Source organism: Streptomyces sp. NPDC026377 (assembly GCF_055567715.1).
The window spans coordinates 187,817-204,223 of the sequence record NZ_JBVHPV010000003.1 but is presented as its reverse complement, the minus strand read 5'-3'; the positions used below and the strand labels follow the sequence as shown (position 1 = coordinate 204,223).

13 protein-coding genes are annotated in these 16,407 nt (G+C 73.4%); all 13 read right to left on the bottom strand.

What is annotated here, in order from left to right; translation table 11 throughout:
- Positions 1 to 65: 65 nt before the first annotated feature.
- The 13 genes from ACZ4MU_RS08605 to ACZ4MU_RS08545 all read right to left on the bottom strand — a co-directional run bounded on the left by ACZ4MU_RS08605 (position 66) and on the right by ACZ4MU_RS08545 (position 16,385).
- Positions 66 to 437: a phosphopantetheine-binding protein gene (locus tag ACZ4MU_RS08605; RefSeq protein WP_467872709.1), complete on the bottom strand. Its 372-nt coding sequence runs from the start codon at positions 435 to 437 to the stop codon at positions 66 to 68.
- A 232-nt stretch (positions 438 to 669) separates the two neighbouring features.
- Positions 670 to 3,939, bottom strand: coding sequence for an amino acid adenylation domain-containing protein (locus tag ACZ4MU_RS08600; RefSeq protein ID WP_467872706.1), 3,270 nt, complete (start codon positions 3,937 to 3,939; stop codon positions 670 to 672).
- Entirely contained in the window at positions 3,936 to 4,982 is a 1,047-nt protein-coding gene (locus ACZ4MU_RS08595; RefSeq protein WP_467872704.1) for an alcohol dehydrogenase catalytic domain-containing protein, read from the bottom strand. Before ACZ4MU_RS08595 ends, ACZ4MU_RS08600 begins: the two co-directional genes overlap by 4 nt.
- Complete coding sequence (locus tag ACZ4MU_RS08590) at positions 4,979 to 6,349, bottom strand: condensation domain-containing protein (protein ID WP_467872701.1); 1,371 nt, start codon at positions 6,347 to 6,349, stop codon at positions 4,979 to 4,981. The genes ACZ4MU_RS08595 and ACZ4MU_RS08590 overlap by 4 nt, the downstream gene beginning before the upstream one ends.
- Positions 6,346 to 7,161, bottom strand: a complete 816-nt coding sequence (locus ACZ4MU_RS08585; RefSeq protein ID WP_467872699.1) for a class I SAM-dependent methyltransferase — start codon at positions 7,159 to 7,161, stop codon at positions 6,346 to 6,348. The genes ACZ4MU_RS08590 and ACZ4MU_RS08585 overlap by 4 nt, the downstream gene beginning before the upstream one ends.
- A 7-nt stretch (positions 7,162 to 7,168) precedes the next feature.
- Positions 7,169 to 8,032 (bottom strand): amidohydrolase family protein, encoded by an 864-nt coding sequence (locus ACZ4MU_RS08580; RefSeq protein ID WP_467872697.1) that lies wholly within the window; start codon positions 8,030 to 8,032, stop codon positions 7,169 to 7,171.
- On the bottom strand, positions 8,029 to 9,942 hold the full coding sequence (locus ACZ4MU_RS08575; protein ID WP_467872694.1) for a beta-galactosidase trimerization domain-containing protein: 1,914 nt from the start codon (positions 9,940 to 9,942) through the stop codon (positions 8,029 to 8,031). Before ACZ4MU_RS08575 ends, ACZ4MU_RS08580 begins: the two co-directional genes overlap by 4 nt.
- Positions 9,924 to 11,075 carry a DegT/DnrJ/EryC1/StrS family aminotransferase gene (locus ACZ4MU_RS08570; RefSeq protein WP_467872692.1) on the bottom strand — a complete coding sequence of 384 codons (1,152 nt, stop codon included), beginning with the start codon at positions 11,073 to 11,075 and terminating at the stop codon, positions 9,924 to 9,926. The genes ACZ4MU_RS08575 and ACZ4MU_RS08570 overlap by 19 nt, the downstream gene beginning before the upstream one ends.
- Entirely contained in the window at positions 11,072 to 11,830 is a 759-nt protein-coding gene (locus ACZ4MU_RS08565) for a nucleotidyltransferase family protein (RefSeq protein ID WP_467872689.1), read from the bottom strand. The genes ACZ4MU_RS08570 and ACZ4MU_RS08565 overlap by 4 nt, the downstream gene beginning before the upstream one ends.
- Positions 11,831 to 11,844: 14 nt before the next feature.
- Positions 11,845 to 12,909 carry a glycosyltransferase family 4 protein gene (locus ACZ4MU_RS08560; protein ID WP_467872687.1) on the bottom strand — a complete coding sequence of 355 codons (1,065 nt, stop codon included), beginning with the start codon at positions 12,907 to 12,909 and terminating at the stop codon, positions 11,845 to 11,847.
- Complete coding sequence (locus tag ACZ4MU_RS08555; RefSeq protein WP_467872685.1) at positions 12,906 to 13,898, bottom strand: NAD-dependent epimerase/dehydratase family protein; 993 nt, start codon at positions 13,896 to 13,898, stop codon at positions 12,906 to 12,908. Before ACZ4MU_RS08555 ends, ACZ4MU_RS08560 begins: the two co-directional genes overlap by 4 nt.
- On the bottom strand, positions 13,891 to 15,204 hold the full coding sequence (locus ACZ4MU_RS08550) for a nucleotide sugar dehydrogenase (protein WP_467872683.1): 1,314 nt from the start codon (positions 15,202 to 15,204) through the stop codon (positions 13,891 to 13,893). The genes ACZ4MU_RS08555 and ACZ4MU_RS08550 overlap by 8 nt, the downstream gene beginning before the upstream one ends.
- A gap of 47 nt (positions 15,205 to 15,251) precedes the next feature.
- Positions 15,252 to 16,385: a hypothetical protein gene (locus tag ACZ4MU_RS08545; protein ID WP_467872681.1), complete on the bottom strand. Its 1,134-nt coding sequence runs from the start codon at positions 16,383 to 16,385 to the stop codon at positions 15,252 to 15,254.
- Positions 16,386 to 16,407 lie beyond the last annotated feature (22 nt).

Here is a 16,407-nt window from a genome sequence, read left to right as displayed (position 1 = left end):
CCGGCGGGGGCGGTGACCCCTCGCCCGGCGTCGCCCATGCTCCTGGTCGCGGGCGGGGGTGGCTGTCAGGCGCGCGCCGAGCCGTCGGCCGGCGCGGACACCAGGCACTCCGCCTGGGCCAGGGCCGTCGGATCCTCGAAGAGACGGTTGAGCAGCGCGCCCTCCAGCTCCGCCGCCTCGAACTCGTCGAGGCCCCGCTCCTCCAGCAGCCTGCCGATGGCCTGGAGGGCGAGCAGGGAGTAGCCGCCGAGCTCGAAGAAGTCGCTGCGGCGCACGTCGATGGTTTCGGCGTCGATCTGCAGGAGTTCGGCCCAGATCCGGCGAACCGATTCGGCCACCCGGACCGACGCGGCCTCGGATGTCTGGGGCGCGTCGCCGTTCGGCGTGGTCGCGGCGGCCGGGGATTCAGTGGTGCGGGCGGTCGATTCTGTGGACACGTCTCCCCCAGGGGATCGGATGGGTCTGTGCGGGTCGGGGCCGCCGCCGTGTCGGGGCGGCGGTGTGGTGCGAGGGGCGCGCCGGGCGGGCGGCCGTCGAAGGGAACTCGTACGACCACGCGTACGCGCGGAGGGATCTCCACGTGCTCACGCGCTACGGAGCGCGCGCCCTCGACGCGGGCCCCTTCGCCGTGCGCCTCCTCACCGCGGGCCTGCACGCCACGGGTCTCATTCACACCACCGCTTCCGGTCGGTCCGCGGCGCGTTCCAGCAGGGCCCGGAACGCAGCGGTGTGGCGGTGGGCGGTCGTCTCGTCGTACAGGGCGAGGTCGTAGGCGAGGTCGATGGTGTACCCGCCGTGCCGGTCCTCCTCGACCATGACGGTCACGTCGAACTTGGCGAAGGGCACGGCGACCTCCACGGGCGTCACGCTCAGGCCGCGCAGCCGCGGGGCCGGGGCGGACGCGGCGCCGTGGCAGAACACCATCTGGAACACCGGGTTGTGCCGGGGATCGCGTGGCGGGCCCAGGTGCGCCACGATGTCCTCGAACGGCACGTCCTGGCCCGCCACCGCGCCCAGGACCGTCTCGCGCACCCGCCGTACGAGTTGGCGGAAGGTCGTGCCCTCGGGCACTCTCGTGCGCAGCGGGACGGTGTGGGTGAACAGGCCGATCAGGTCGGCGGTCTCCGGGCTGTCCCGGCCCGCCAGCAGCGTGCCCAGCACGACGTCCCGGGTACCGGTGCCGCGGTGGACGAGCGCCGTGAAGACGGCGAGCAGCACCATGAACGGGGTGGCGCCCTCCTCCACGGCCAGCTCCCGCAGCCGCGCCGCCGAGGCGGCCGGGACCGCGAACGGGCAGCGCACCGTGCCCTGTCGGCCCGTGGGCCGTCCCACCGGCAGCCGGGTGACGGGCGGCGCCCCCTCCAACTGCCGTTCCCAGTAAGCACGCTGCTCGCGCATCCGGCGCTCGGCGTCCGGATCGTCGGCGGGCGGGTGCGGTCGGCCGTGCGGCGGGAAGGGCAGGGACGACAGGGAGGGCAGGGGCGGCAGCACCGCGGCGGCTCCGGTCGCGGCCTCGTCGTGGAAAGCGGCCAGGTCCCGGAAGAGCACGTCCATCGACCAGCCGTCGAAGACGATGTGGTGCAGGACCAGCACCAGGACGTGGTCGTCGGCTGCGAGCCGCAGCAGATGCGCACGGATCAGGGGGCCACGCCGCAGGTCGAAGGGTGCGACGGCCAACTTTTGGAGCACACCCTCCAGTTCGTCATCGCCGCGGCCGCTCAGATCCCGACGGGCCAGGGGGAACGCCTCGGCCGTGTCGGGCGTCGCCACCCGCTGGACCGGTCGGCCCGCCGACGTGGTGATGGTGGTGCGCAGGGCGGCGTGCCGGGCCACCGTCCGTCGCAGGGCCCGCTGAAGGTGCCCGGCGTCGAGCGGGCCCCGCAGCCGCAGCGCCACCGGCTCGTGGTACGCGGCGCTCGCCGGGTCCCTGCGGTGGTGCAGCCACATGCGCCACTGCGCCGACGACAACGGCGTCTGCGCGACCGTGTCCACCGCCTTCACCGCGTCGTCCGCGCGCGGGCTCCGGCGCAGGCGTGAGATCACGTCGGCCATGGCCCGTACGGTCGGCGCGTCGAAGACGGTCCGCTGCCGTACGTCCGCTCCCAGGACCTCCCGCAGCCGGGCCGCCAGCCGGGTGGCGGTGAGGGAGTCGCCGCCCCGGTCGAAGAGGCTGTCCTCGACGCCCACCGACGGTACGTCGAGGACCCATGCCCAGAGCGCGGCGAGGGCGGCCTCCAGCGCGGTGCGCGGTGTGTCGCCCGGCGGCCCGGCCGGGTCGCCGTCCCAGCGCATCTCCCGCAGCGCCCGCCGGTCCACCTTGCCGTGGGGCGTGCGCGGCAGTTCGGGCAGGGCCGTCAGACGGGCGGGGACGAGCGCGGGCGGGAGTGTGGTGCGCAGATGGGCGCGCAGCCCCGTCTCGTCGCGCTCGCTGTGCCACACCACGCACGCGCAGAGCTGCTCGTCCCCCCGTGCGGTGGCGCGGGCGAGTACGGCGCTCTCGGTGACGCCCGGATAGCGGCCGATCGCCGCCTCCACCTCGCCCGGCTCGATGCGTACACCCCGCAGGGTGATCTGGTGGTCGACGCGTCCCAGGAACTCGATGTTGCCGTCGGCGCGCTGCCGGGCGAGGTCGCCCGTGCGGTACATGCGCGCGTCCGGCCGGTCGGTGAACGGGTCGGGCGGGAAGCGCTCGGCGGTGAGCGCCTCCTGCCCCATGTAGCCGCGCGCCAGCGTGTCACCGGCGAGGTGGAGTTCGCCGGGCTCGCCCGGAGTGACCGGCCGGCCCCGGGCGTCGAGGATGTGGACGCGTACGCCGGGCAGCGGCGTCCCGATGGGCAGGCGCGGCCAGGTCCGCAGCTCGTCCGGGGAGACGTCGGGTTCGTACAGGAGCTGGGAGACCGTGCCCTCGGTGGCGCCGTACTCGTGCACCAGGCGCACCCCGGTGGCCAGCCAGTCCGCCGCCCGGTCGGGGGCGGCCTGCTCACTGCCCACCACGAGCAGCCGCAGCGAGGCGGGCGGGCGCAGGGCGCCGTCCCGGCTCAGCTCGCGCAGCCACTCGTACCAGAGGGTGGGGGTGAGCTGGAGGACGGTGACGGCGTGGGTGTCCACGACGGTACGCAGTCCCGCGCTGTCGGCGAGGGTGTCGTCGGGGTCGATGACGAGGCAGGCTCCGGCGGCCCAGGTGGAGAACATCTCCTCGGCGGCGACGGAGAATCCGGGGGAGGCGAATTGCAGGACGCGGTCCTCGGGCCCCAGGTCGAGCCGGCGGCCGATCTGCACGGCGAGGTTGGCGAGCGGCCCGTGTTCGAGTCCGACGGGCTTGGGCCGGCCGGTGGACCCGGAGGTGTACGCGACCCACGCGAGGCGGCGGGCGAGCGGCGGGTGCGGGGGCGTCCCGGCGTCCGCGGGCAGCCGTGCCGCGGTGTCCCGTGGCGGATGGATGCCCGGCTCCGGGGAGGCCGCCGGGCTGCCGTCGGCTCCCTGCTTCCGTGCTGCGGAGTCGTCGCCTTCCGCGTCCACGTACAGGACGGTTGCCGCGTGCGGGCCCAGGCCCGGCGCCAGTGCGCGGCGGCTCAGGACCAGCGGGGCGCCGGCGTCACCGACGGCCTGGGCCAGCCGGCCGGGTGGATGGGCGGGGTCCAGCGGGACGCAGGCCCCGCCCGCCTTGAGCACCGCCAGACAGGCCACCGCGAGTTCGGGCGAGCGCGGCAGATGCACGCCCACCGGGACCTCGGGGCCCACTCCGTGGTGGCGCAGACGGCGGGCGAGCTGCTCGGCACGCCGGTCCAGCAGCGCGTAGCTGAGGCGTTCGGTGCCGCAGAGCACGGCGTCGGCGTGCGGTGTGCGCGCGGCCCGCTCCTCGACGAGTAGGTGGACGGCACCGGCGAGCGGATCCGTGGCGGGCGGAGGGGCCGGGTGGGCGAGGGGGCGGGTGGTCATGGGACGAGCACCACCTTGAGGGCTTCGCCGGCGTCGAACAGCCGGAAGGCCTCGGGGGCTTCGGCGAGCGGCAGACGGTGGGTGATCACGAAGGAGGGGTCGAGGCGGCCCTGGCGGACGAGTTCCATCAGCGGCTCACGGGTGGCTATGGGGTCGCCGACGGCGAACCGCAGGGTCACTTCCTTGGCGAAGGCGGTGAGCGTCGGCAGAGGCATCGCCGTGGACGCGTGGGCGCCGACCGCGCACACCACCCCGCGCGGCCGCACGATCTCCAGGGCGCTGAGCAGGGCGGCGTCCGTGCCGACCGCCTCCAGCACGGCGTCGGCCCCGCGTCCCCGTGTCAGCTCGCGGACCTGCCGCGTGAGGCCGTCGCCGGGGGCCAAGGCGTGGGCGCCGCGTTCGGCGGCCGCTTCGCGGCGGGCGGCGACGGGGTCCACGGCGAGGACGCGGGCGGCCCCCAGCAGCCGGGCGGCCTCGGCGGCCAGCAGGCCCACCGCGCCGCACCCGATCACCGCGACGGTGTCGCCGGGGCGGACCTGAGCGCCGAGGGCGCAGGCGTACCCGGTGGCCAGGGCGTCCCCGATGAGCAGGGCCCGTTCGTCGCCGACGTCGTCGGGGATCGGGAAGAGGACCGTGTCGGCGAAGGGGACGCGGACGGACTCGGCGTGGCCGCCCGCGAACGGGCGTGCGCCCACGACCGTGTCGTAGCCGAACAGCCCCACCTGCTCGCACTGGTAGTGCCCGCCCTGCCGGCACCACCAGCAGCGGCCGCAGGCGATGATGTCCGAGGCGAGGACCCGCTGCCCCACCCGCAGCCCGCGCACCTCGGGACCGACGGCCTCGACGACTCCGGTGAACTCGTGGCCGGTGACGGTGCCCGGGGTGAAGGAGGCGATCTCGCCCCGGTAAGGGTGCAGGTCGGTGCCGCAGATCGCGCTTGTGACGACCCGTACGACCGCGTCGTCCGGGGCCTCGACGCGCGGGGGCGGCACGTCGTCGGCCAGGGCCACCCGGTGGGCGCCGTGCCACTGCAAAGCCCTCATACGGGGGTCTCCTTCGCGTCGTCGGGGCGCGGGGGCCCGGCCGTGCGGTGGGTGTCCGCCGGGCGGGTGGCGTCCTCCAGCTCCCGGCGCAGCGCGTCCAGCAGGTGGCGGACCGCTTCGGGGCTGTACCGGGCCGGGTTGTAGATCATCAGCGCGCGCAGCCCGCCGTCCTCGGTGTAGAAGCCGAGATCGAGGTCGAAGGGCGAGTAGGGGTCGTGGTTGACCAACGTGACCTCCAGGCCCGGCAGTCGCGGCATGACCTCGGGAGTGGTCTGGAAGGAGACGCACACGTTGATCACCGGGTGGGGCCCGCCGCGGCGCAGGCCCAGCTCGGCCACCAGGCGTTCGAAGGGCAGGTCCCGGTTTAGGTAGGTGCCCAGGAGGGTGTCGCGCACCTGGGGCAGCAGTTCGCCGAAGCCGGTGTCCTTGGTGACACGCGCGCGGATGGGCAGCATGTTGACGAAGAGGCCGACGGTCTTCTCGAACTCGGGTCTGCTGCGGAAGCCGCCCCGGGTGCCGACCAGGATGTCGTCCCCCGGCACATGGCGGCGCAGCACCCGGGTGAAGGCGGTCAGGAGCAGCATGTACAGGGTGGCGTGTTCACGGCGGCCGAGGGCGCGCAGCCGGTCGTACAGCGGCTGCGGGAAGGCCGTCCACTCGGTCGCGCAGGAGGTGTGCGGCACCGGCGCGGTGGTGCGGGCCAGGGTGAGCTCGGGCAGGGGGGTGGCACCGGCGAGGGCCCGGCGCCAGTGGGCTGTCTGCCGGGTGTGCGCGGGGCTCCGCAGCCAGCGCTCCTGCCAGTCGACGAAGTCCGCGTAATGGGTGCGGACAGGCTCCAGGGGTGTCCGTCCGCCGCTCACCCGCCGGGCGTAGAGCTGTTCCAGTTCGCGCAGGACGACCATCCACCACGACCAGGCGTCGCAGACGAGGTGGTGCAGGGTGAGGCGGAAGACGTGGTCGTGCGGGGCGAGCCGGATCAGTGTGGCACGCACCAGCGGTCCCGATGCGAGGTCGATGGGACGGCCGAGTTCGGCGCGCAGGAGCCGCTCGGCGCGCCGGTGACGCCGGTCGGGGGGCAGGTACGCCAGGTCGATCCTGGCCAGCGGCACCCGCGCGTCGGGGACCACGTACTGGCGGGGTGCCCCGTCCACCACGGCGAAGCGGGTGCGCAGCGCGTCGTGGCGGCGCACCACGTCCTCGACGGCGGCGTGCAGGGCGGGCACGTCCACCTCGCCGGTCAGGCGGAAGGTCATCGGTTCGGCGTACAGCGTGCTTCCCGCGCGTCGTTCCAGGAACCACATGCCCAGCTGGGCTTGGGACAGTGGCCCGGTGGCGGCGGCCACCGTGCGCCGGGTGGCCGCGATCACCGCTGCCTCGTGCCGTGGACGAACAGCCAGCGCCGTGGCACCTGGCTCAGCCCCAGCTCGTCGAAGACGGTGTGCAGGGCGGCGGTCAGCGCCCGCGAGCCGAGTTCGACGTCCGTCAGGCCGGTGGCACCCTCGACGAAGACCGAGTACCCGCACAGGGCCTGCCAGTCCTCCAGGGTCCATGGGTAGACGTCCTCCTCGGAGGTGACGGAGACGAATCCCGCCTCGGTCATGAGGGCTTCGTGGTCGGCCGGGGTCAGCGTCTCCAGTGCGACGGGCGCCTCGCGCTCCAGGACCAGGTCGCCGCCGTGGCGGCGCAGCCAGGTGCGGGTGGCGTGCAGCCACGCGGCGTAGAAGCGGCGGCTCTCGGGCAGCACGGCCCCTTCGTAGAACAGCGTGTTCAGGGCGAGCCGGCCGCCGGGCTTGAGCAGATCGTGGCAGCCGCGCAGCACCGAGGGGCGCTCGGACCGGGGGATCTGGTGCATGACGTTGCTGAGCACCACCGCGTCCACCGGCCCCACGACGGCGCCCACGTCCTGGGCGCGGCCGGTGACGAAGCGGGCGCGGGGGTTGTCGCGCAGCCGTTCCTCGGCCAGGGCCAGTTCATGGGCGGAGGGGTCGATGCCCACGACGGAGCCGAGCTGCGGGAAGCGTTCGAGCAGCAGCTCGGTGGCCCGGCCGGAGCCGCAGCCGACGTCCGCGACGACGGCGCCGGGGGCGCACGCGCACAGGTCGACGAGTCGCTGGGTCACGTCCCCGTACAGGGGGCGGCGCGACATGGCGTCGAATTCGTATCCCTGGATGAAGGCCACCGTCTCCTCATTTCTGGGTCAGTCGTGCGGCGGTGCCGCCCATGACCGCCCGGTGTTCGTCTGGTGTCAGCGGGGCGCTGTCCGACGGCCACGGCGCGGCGTCGGTGGTGAGCCGGGCCATCCGGGCCACGGCGGCGGACATGGTGGCGAAGGGGAAGTCGGTGCCCCACAGCAGGCGGTCCAGCACGCCCCGTGCGCGGGCGTGGGCGAGCGCCGCGGCCACCGTGGCGGGCGACTGGTAGGAGCCGAAGATCGACAGGTCCGCGTACAGGTTGGGGTGCCGGGCCAGCAGGTCGATGCAGGGGGTCGTCCACGGGGTGCCCAGGTGCGCCAGGATCAGGCGCAGCCGGGGGAAGCGCCGTGCGACCGGTTCCAGCAGCAGGGGGGAGAAGAAGCGGGGGTCGGCGTTCTTGGCGGGGGTGTAGCCGGTGTGGACGAGGACCGGGATGTCCAGGTCCTGAGCCACCTCGTACACGTCGAACCAGCGGGGGTCCGCCGGCGACATCCGCAGGTAGCAGGGGGCGGTCTTCAGTCCGCGCAGGCCCAGTTCGGTCACGGCGTGCCGCAGGTCCTCGGCGGCGTCCGGCAGGCCGGCGTCGACGGAGGCGAAGCCGGTGAACCGCTGGGGGTGGCGGGCGCACAGCTCGGCGACGAAGGTGTTCGGCACCGAGAACCCCTCGACGCGCCGTACGTCGAAGGCGAGCAGGAAGGCGTGGTCGACCCCGGCGGCGTCCATCTCGGCGAGGAGCTTGTCCTCCGGGGCGGACAGCGCCTCGGGGGGCAGTCCGGTGGTGGCCATCATCTCGTCCGCGAAGCGGGCGGTGAAGTGGCGGTAGTACTCGCCGGCGTGGACATGGGCGTCGATGATCACGGCTGTCCGTCCTCTCCGGCGTCGGCGTGCGGGGACGGTTCGCCGGGCCGGTGTACGAGCGCGACGCCCTTGGGCTCCAGGCTCAGGTGGCGTACGGCCCGCGGGGCGCCGGAGGGAGTCGTGCCGTACACGGTCGTCGTCACCGGCTCGGTGGAGTGGTTGACGACCACCGCGCAGCGTTCGTCGCCGCGCGCCAGGACGGTGGTCTCCACCAGCGGCTCGTCGGCGAACACCTCGGGCCGTACCCCCTCCTTCTCGGCGATCGCCGCGTACAGCCGGTACCAGGGCGTCTCCGCGAGCCGGTAGGGGGCGTTGAGCAGCGCCTCCAGCGGGGCGTTGAGGAAATACGCGACGCCTCCGCCGCGCTGCTGCCGGGTCAGCGCGGGCGCGCCGTTGGGATAGCGGGCGAGGGTCTCGGCGATCGTGCTGTCGACCACCGGGATCCGCCCGGCGGGCCAGTGCACCGGGAAGGAGGTGTCGGCCCAGGTGAAGCGGTCCTGTTCGGCCCGGTCCAGGGTGAAGTCCCGCAGGTGTACGCCGAAGAGCTCCTCCAGGCCCGCCGACCCCAGCACATCGCCCGTGGAGTACAGCAGGACCCCGCCCGCGACCGTGTACTCGCCCAGTCGGCGTTGGGCGGCCAGCGGCAGCGGCCGTGCGGAGGGGCAGATCACCATCGCGTACCGCTCCAGGTCCTCGGTCCCGGTGAACTCGTAGGGCAGATGGGCCTGTTGGAGCAGGCAGTGCGTGTAGAAGGCGGCGGCCTCCGTGTCCGCATCCGACGCCAGGTATCCGCCGTCGTGGTCCGGGGCCCGCTCCGGCAGGAACACGCCCACCGGGGCCGGCACGGGACGGAAGCCGGCGAGTTCCCCGCTCACGCGGCGGGCGAAGCCCCGGAAGGCGTCCATGGCGGGTTTCTCGCGGCCGTCCATGTCCAGCAGTCCCACGAAGCGTTCGCCGGGCCGCAGCGCGTACGGCTTGCTCTCGGAGGTGAAGTCCTGCCAGCACCACACGACGATGCCGACGGCCCCGGCGGCGAAGGCGCTGTGGGCCGCGGCCCGCAGGTAGCGGGCGGCGGTGGCCTCGTCGCACCCGTAGCTGCCCATCTCGTCGACGAGCACCGGTGCGTGGGCCCGCCCGCGCCGCACCAGGTAGGGCAGGTAGGCGGTGGCCTTCACGGCGGCGGCCGACTCGATGTGGAAGGGGGTCCACAGCGGGAAGCCGTGCAGCGCGACCAGGTCCAGCGGCCGGGCGTGCTCGGGCCGGAAGGCGTGGTCGCCGAAGACGGCCGAGCCCTCGTTGGCCTGAAGGACCAGGGCCCCGGGGTCGGCTGCCCGGATCGCCCCGGCGAGACCGGCCCACCACGCCCGTACCTCGTGCGCGTCCAGCGAACCGGACGCGGCCGGATCGACGTGCGGGATCTCGTCGCCGATGTCGTAGGCGAGGACGTTGGGCGCGTGGCGCAGCGCGCCCGCGATGTGGCCGACGAAGGCGCGCTGGCGCACGGCCATCGCCGGATCGCGCCACAGGTCCCGGCCGCCCCGCCACGGCGGATCGAAGAGCTGGCCGTTCATCCAGATGGTCAGCAGGGAGGGCAGACACAGCAGATGGTGCCGCTGCGCGAGGGCCGCGAGTTCGCGCAGCCGCTCGGTCATCCTGGGGTCGTAGACCCCCTCGGACGGTTCGAAGTCGGCCCAGAAGACGAAGATCCGCACGGTGTTGAAGCCGAGCGCGGCCATACGCGCGAAGTCGGCGTCGATGACCTCGGGGTCCCAGTCACGCCAGAGGTCGCAACCCGCCCGCGAGGGGAAGTAGTTGACGCCCAGGCAGAACAGCGGGCGTCCGTCGCGGTGCGGCATCCCCTCGACGAGACGGGTGCCGCCACCGGCCGGGTTCACCGCGTCGGTGCCCATGTCCGGCTCACCGCCTCGGCCACCTGATGGACGTCCTGGACCTCGATCGCGCCGTGCAGGGGCAGCGACAACTGGCGGGCGGCGACGCTCTCGGTGACCGGGAGGTCGCCGGGGCGGGTGCCGTAGCGCTCGCGGTAGGCGGTGAAGAGATGGGTGGGCGGATAGTGGACCCCGCTCTGGACACCGGCCGCCCGCAGCCCCGTCTGAAGGTCCTCCCGGCCGAGCCCGTCGGGCAGCACGATCGGGAACAGGTGGTGCGCGCCCTCCTCCACCGGCCGGTCCGCGTACGGCACTCGCAGACCCGGCAGCCCCGACAGCAGCTCGCGATAGGCCCGCACCGCCTCCTGGCGCACGACGCGTCGCTCCGCAAGCGCCTCCAACTGCACGCGCCCGAGCGCGCAGGCGATCTCTGTGGGGCGGTAGTTGAGGCCGAACCCGTCCACGTCGTACGCCGAGGGCCCGCCGCGGTGGCGCTGCTCGGCACCCACGGTCAGCGCGTGCGAGCGCAGCCGTCTGATGCGGGCGCGCACCTCGGGATCGCGGGCGACGACGGCGCCGCCCTCCCCCATGGCGAGATTCTTGGTCGCGAAGAAGCTGTAGCAGCCGATGTCGCCGACGGTGCCCAGGACGCCGTACGCGGTCCTGGTGGCCGGGGCGTGGGCGGCGTCCTCGATGAGGGCCAGGCCGTGCCGCCGGGCCAGCGCGGTCAGGGCCGGCAGATCGGCCGCGTGGCCGCCGTAGTGCACGGCCACCAGGGCGCGGGTGCGCGAAGTGATCCGGGCGGCCACGTCCGCCGGGTCCACACCGAGGTCGTGGGCGCCGTTGACCTCGGCGAAGACCGGCGTGGCCCCGCACAGGGCGACCACGGCGGCGGCCGAGACGAAGCTCAGCGACGGCAGGACCACCTCGTCGCCGGGCCCGATCCCCAGGGCGAGGACGGCCAGGTGCAGCGCCGCGGTCCCACTGCTGACGGCGACCGCGTCCTCGACCTCCAGCGCGCTCGCGTAGCGCTCCTCGAAGTCCTCGGTCACCCGGCCCACGGACAGCCAGTTGGCGCGCAACACCTCGGCGACCGCGCGGGCCTCGGCCTCCCCGGTGTGCGGGGCGTACAGGGGGATCTTCCAGTCGGTCATCCGCGCACCGCCTCCTGCGTGGAGTCGGCGCCGGGGCCGCGTTGTTCGAGGGTGCCCAGATAGCGCGCCCGGTCGGCGCGCAGCGCGGCGTCGGCGGCGGCGAGCTGCGCGGGGGTGCCGATGTCGTGCCAGGCGGCGTCGAAGACATGGCCCTCGACGCGGGCGCCCCGGTTGGCGGCGTCCGTGAGCAGGGCGGGCATGTCGTAGCGGGTACGCGGGGGCAGCAGGCGCGGGACGGCGGGCTCCAGGACGTAGATGCCGGTGCTGGCCAGGAAGCTCATGCGCGGTTTCTCCCGGAAGCGGGCCACCCGGTTCTCGCCGTCGACCTCCACCACCCCGTGCGCGAGGTCGACATGGCGCGGCACCAGGGCGATCGTCGCCGCCGCCTCGGACTTCTTGTGCCGCCTCCACAGGTCGGCGAAGTCGATGTCAGTGAGCAGGTCCGCGTTCATCACCAGGGTGGAGTCCTCCAGGGGTTCGAGCAGGCCCAGCGGTCCCGCGGTCCCCAGCGGCTCGTGCTCCAGGGAGAAGCGCAGGTCGAGCCCCGCCCAGCGGGGTCCGTCGAAGCTGGCCTCGATCATTTGGGCGCGGTAGCCGAGGGAGAGCGTGACCTGGGTGAATCCGGCGCTCTGGAGCTGTCGGAGGATGATGTGCAGGATCGGGGTGCCGTCGACCTCGATGAGGGGTTTGGGGACGGTGAAGGTGGCGGGCCGCAGGCGCCGCCCCTCGCCGCCGGCCAGTATCACTGCTTTCACGGGACTTCCTCCGCTCAACTCCGGGCCGGGACCAGTTCGGTGTAGACGCGGTGCACCTGTGCGGCGACGGCGTCCCAGGTGAGTTCGCGGCGTGCCCTGGCGTGGCCCGCGCGCCCCATCCGCTCCCGTTCGGCCGGGTCGGCGAGCAGGCGGCTCACCGCGTCCGCCACCGGGCGGGCGGCGGCCGGGACGATCAGCCCGTCCCGGCCGTCGGCGATCACCTCCGCGCTGCCCATGAACGCGGATCCGATCACCGGCTTGCCGCACATCCACGCCTCCACGAACACCAGCGGGAAGACATCGACCGTCGACGGCAGACAGACCAGGTCACTGGCCATGAGGGCGCTGAGTTTGGTGTCCTCGTCCACCCGGTCCAGCTCGGTGACGCGGGGATCGGCGTGGGCGGCGAACCGCTGCCCGCTGTCCTCGTCCCAGCGCGGGCCGAGGAAGACGAAGTGCGCCTCGGGGTGGCGCGCCCACACGTGCCGGGTCGCCTCCAGCAGCACCCCGTACCCCTTGGAGCGCATCTTGCGGCCCAGGAAGAGCACCATCGGCCCGGTGATGCCGTGCGCGGCACGGAAACCCTCCGGGTCGGCGGTGCCGGGCAGGTGGGCTCCCTGGCCGATCCGGTGCAGGACGGAGTCCGCCACGCCGTCGGCGCGCAGCATCTCGCGCTCGGCGTCGGTCAGGACGAACACGGCGTCCGCCCGGCGGCAGCCCTCCACCACGGCCGCCCGGTCGGGCCACACGTCCGGGGCCGAGGCCGGTGTCACGGCGAAGGGCACGCCCCAGGCCCGGGCCAGACGCAGGCCGGTGCGGATGTTCTCCGGCTGGAAGGCGTCGACGGCGTGCACCAGGTCCGCCGCGCGCGCCCGGCCGTCGCCCGTCGGCAGCGGCTCGACGCCGATTCCGGCGGCCTTCATCAGCCGCGCGTCCTCGGGGTCGCCCTCGCCGCCGTACATCCCCACCCGCAGTCCCCGGCGGCTCATGGCCACGGCGAGGGAGCGGGTCATCAGCTCGGCGCCCGCGCGGGCGGGGAAGTACCCCTGGTGCACGTACCGCACCCGTATGGCGGTCACCGCTCGGCCCCTCGGGTGGCGAGGTCCTGGGCGTACCAGGCGTAGGTGCGGCGCAGACCTTCGCGCAGGTCGACCGCGGGGCGGTAGCCGGTCAGCTCGCGCAGCCGGGTCAGGTCGGGCAGGCGGCGCGCCGGGGAGAGGGGCGGCGCCGGGTGGGCGGCGATGCGGGGCGTCCGCCCGGCCGTCTCGAAGACCATCCGGGCGAGGTCGTCCATGCGGACCTCCTCGCTGTCGTTGCCGATGTTGACGAGCAGCGTCTCCTTGGTGGGCAGACCGGCCAGCGCGATCAGGGCGGCCACCGCGTCGTCGACGTGGCAGAAGGCCCGGGTCTGTTCACCGCCGTAGACGGCGAAGGGGTCGGCGCCGCCCAGGACCCGTTCGATGAACTGCGGGATGACGTGGTCGTAGCCCATGCGCGGCCCGTAGACGTTGTGGAAGCGCACCATGCGCAGGGCGAAGCCGTGGACGCGCGCGTAGGTGCGGCACAGCAGCTCTCCGGTGATCTTGCTGAAGCCGTACGAGGAGCGGGGCACCTCGGGGTCGGGGACCAGCAGGGGGACGTCCTCGCCGGTGGGCAGGGCGGCGAGTCCGGCGGCGACGCTTCCCGCGTACGCCTCGCTGGAGGAGGCGAAGCAGAAGGTGGCGCCCGACATGCCGGGCCGCCCGGCGAACCAGTCCAGCACGTGCACGGTGGACAGGAGGTTGGTCCTGAGCACCCGCTGGGGTTCCTCGTTGGAGTGGACGACGCCGACGACGGCGGCCAGATGGTGGACGGTGTCGAAGTCGTCGGGCAGGAGGGTGTCGGGGATGGGGGTGGTCAGGTCGTGCTCGACGAGGGTGACACGGTCGAGCAGGGAGTCGAGGAGCGCGTCGCGCCGGCCCCTGCTGAAGTCGTCGAGGAGGGTGACGTCGTGGCGGGAGGCGAGTTCCGCGGCCAGGTGCAGCCCGATGAACCCCGCTCCCCCGGTGATCAGGATCTTCTCAGGCACTGCCGAGCCTCATTGTCTTCGTCGTCCGCGGGAGCACCCGCCAGGCGTCGTACACCAGCGCGGGCGGGCTCATCCGGGCGATGAGCTCGTCGGCGGGCAGGTCGCCGTATTGGGCGTGGTCGTTGAGGAGGATGGCGGCGTGGGCGCCGGTGAAGCCGTCGGTGAGGGTGACGGAGGGCACCCCCAGCGCCTCGATGCGTTCGGGCGCGATCACGAAGTCGTGTCCGACCACCCGGGCGACCTTGCCGCGCAGGAAGTCGAGGAGCGGCACACAGGGGGCGCCGCGCATGTCGTCCGTCTCGGGCCGCCCCTTGTAGGCGAACCCGGACACCAGGACGGTGGAGTCCCGCGGGTCCTGGCCGGCCCGGCGCAGCGCGTCGAGCACGCGCTCGCCGACCCTTTCCGGCAGGGACTCGTTGAGGGTGCGGGCCGCCATGACCATCCGCGGGGTGTGGTGGTACCGGGCCAGGGAGTGGCTCAGCAGGTAGGGGTCCTTGGTGAGGCAGCTGCCGCCGACGAAGCCGGGCCTGCTCAGATCGGGGCGCGGATAGTCCGCGTTGGCGGAGTTGATGACCTCCATGGCGTCCAGGCCCAGCTTCTCGGCCATGAGGGCGATCTCGTTGCCGAAGCCGTAGATGAGGTCGGTGTGGCAGTTGTTGACGAGTTTGACCAGTTCGGCGGCCTCCAGCGAGGAGACGGGGACCACGCGCCCACTGATGGTGGTGAAGAACCCGGCCGCCAGCTTCGTCGCCTCCTCGTTCAGCCCGCCGACGATCTGCGGCAGGGACAGCAGCTCCGCGAGCGCCTGGCCCTGGATGGTGCGTTCGGGGCAGAAGGCGAGCAGCGGCTCGGGGGTGTGGCGGGCCAGGGCGGGCAGGACCAGTTCCCGGGTGGTGCCGACGGGGACGGTGCTGCGCACGATGACCAGGGTGTTGTCGTCCACCCCCGCCGCGACGGCCTCGGCGGCGGCCGACAGGTGGCCGAGCTCGGGTGTCGTGCCCCCGGGCGTGATGGGGGTGCCGACGCAGATGACGACGACGGGTGGCAGCCGGTGCCCGGCGATGTCGGCCGTGACCGCGAGCGTGCCGTCGCCGGCTCCGCGTTCGATCAGCTCGGCGACGCCGGGCTCCGCCAGTTGCAGGCGCCCTTGTGCCAGGGCGCCCGCGACCGCCGGGTCCTTCTCGTAGCCGAGCACCCGCTTGCCGGTGGACAGGAGGGCGGCGGCGAGGGTGACGCCGACGTATCCCATCCCCACGACGCAGACGTCGAACCGGGTGAAGTCCTCGTGATCGGTGGGCGATTGCATGTACGTACCCCCTGGGCGCGACTTGGGAAGGTCCGGGTCGGGGCGGTTCAGCCCACGACCCAGTAGGTCTTTTCGGGCCGTCCGCCCAACTGCCGTTTCTGGTCGTCGAGGCCCTTGACCTCGGATCCGCCCGCGTCGACCTCGCGGATGCCGTGGTCCATGAGCTTCTTGAACACCGTCAGCCAGATGTACTGCGGTATGGCGGTGAAACCGGTGGCGTCCTTGAACAGCCCGCTGAGGCGGTCCGCGAAACGCATCGACATCGTGCAGTAGAGCGAGGCCCGCTCCGGGGCGGTGCGCTCACCCGCGAAGAACATCACCGGCACCTCCTCGCCGCCGCTGTGCGCCAGGACACCGAGGTAGGCGAAGTAGTCGTGCTCGTTGCGGCCTCCCGGCCGCTGGGTGACGATCGCGGTGTAGTCCTCGGGCGTGGAGCCGACGACCTCGCCCTGTTCGCGGCGGGCCTCGAAGTAGCCCTCGACGACGGACCTGGCCATCTTCACCTCGTCCGGGCCGTACCCGTAGGGGCGGATGCGCAGCTCCAGATGGTCGTTGCGGGCGAGGAAGTTCTCGAAGCGCCGGTAGGCGAGCCGGTTCTTGTTCCGGTGCCGCCGGTTGCCCTCGCCCTCCAGGTTCTTCACCACCAGGCCGCCCCCGTCGTCCACCGCCAGCAGGTCGTCCAGGCGGTAGACCCGGTTGGGATACGTCTCGTCCTCCTCCGGGGCCTCGGGGTGCCACGGGTCGGCCGTCACCGGGGCGAAGCCGGCGGCCAGGAACAGCGCGTGGTCGCGCGGCGAGAGGTGGCGGACGTATACGGAGCTCCGGGCCAGGCCCGCCTCGCGCGTCGCGGAGATGAAGGACTTGACCGCGGTGATGCGGCCCTCCCCCTTGGGCGCGACGATGTGCAGGTGTTTGCGCTCGTCGTGCTCCTTGCTGAAGTACCCCACGCCGAAGAGGTTCTGCCCGTCGTGGAAGACCATGCCGTTGGGGTGGCGGGTGCTGGTGCCCCGCAGGTTGTATCCGTTGGTGTAGAGCATCAGCCCGAGCTGCCCCACCGCGAAGGACCCGTCCTTGAAGTTCTGGATGGCCTCGAAACACTCCTCCACGGGCCGGAGTTTGTCGCCGAAGAGGCTTTGCAGGCGGGCTTCGAAGGCGTCGCGTTCGGTCGTCGGCAGGCGCATGGATCCCCTTCCGCTGGAATTC

Bases quoted from the DNA above. Each gene is read 5' to 3' on its own strand.
- ACZ4MU_RS08545 (WP_467872681.1), bottom strand. From the start codon at position 16,385: ATGCGCCTGCCGACGACCGAACGCGACGCCTTCGAAGCCCGCCTGCAA.
- ACZ4MU_RS08570 (WP_467872692.1), bottom strand. From the start codon at position 11,075: ATGACCGACTGGAAGATCCCCCTGTACGCCCCGCACACCGGGGAGGCC.
- ACZ4MU_RS08600 (WP_467872706.1), bottom strand. From the start codon at position 3,939: ATGACCACCCGCCCCCTCGCCCACCCGGCCCCTCCGCCCGCCACGGAT.
- ACZ4MU_RS08575 (WP_467872694.1), bottom strand. From the start codon at position 9,942: ATGGGCACCGACGCGGTGAACCCGGCCGGTGGCGGCACCCGTCTCGTC.
- ACZ4MU_RS08595 (WP_467872704.1), bottom strand. From the start codon at position 4,982: ATGAGGGCTTTGCAGTGGCACGGCGCCCACCGGGTGGCCCTGGCCGAC.
- ACZ4MU_RS08550 (WP_467872683.1), bottom strand. From the start codon at position 15,204: ATGCAATCGCCCACCGATCACGAGGACTTCACCCGGTTCGACGTCTGC.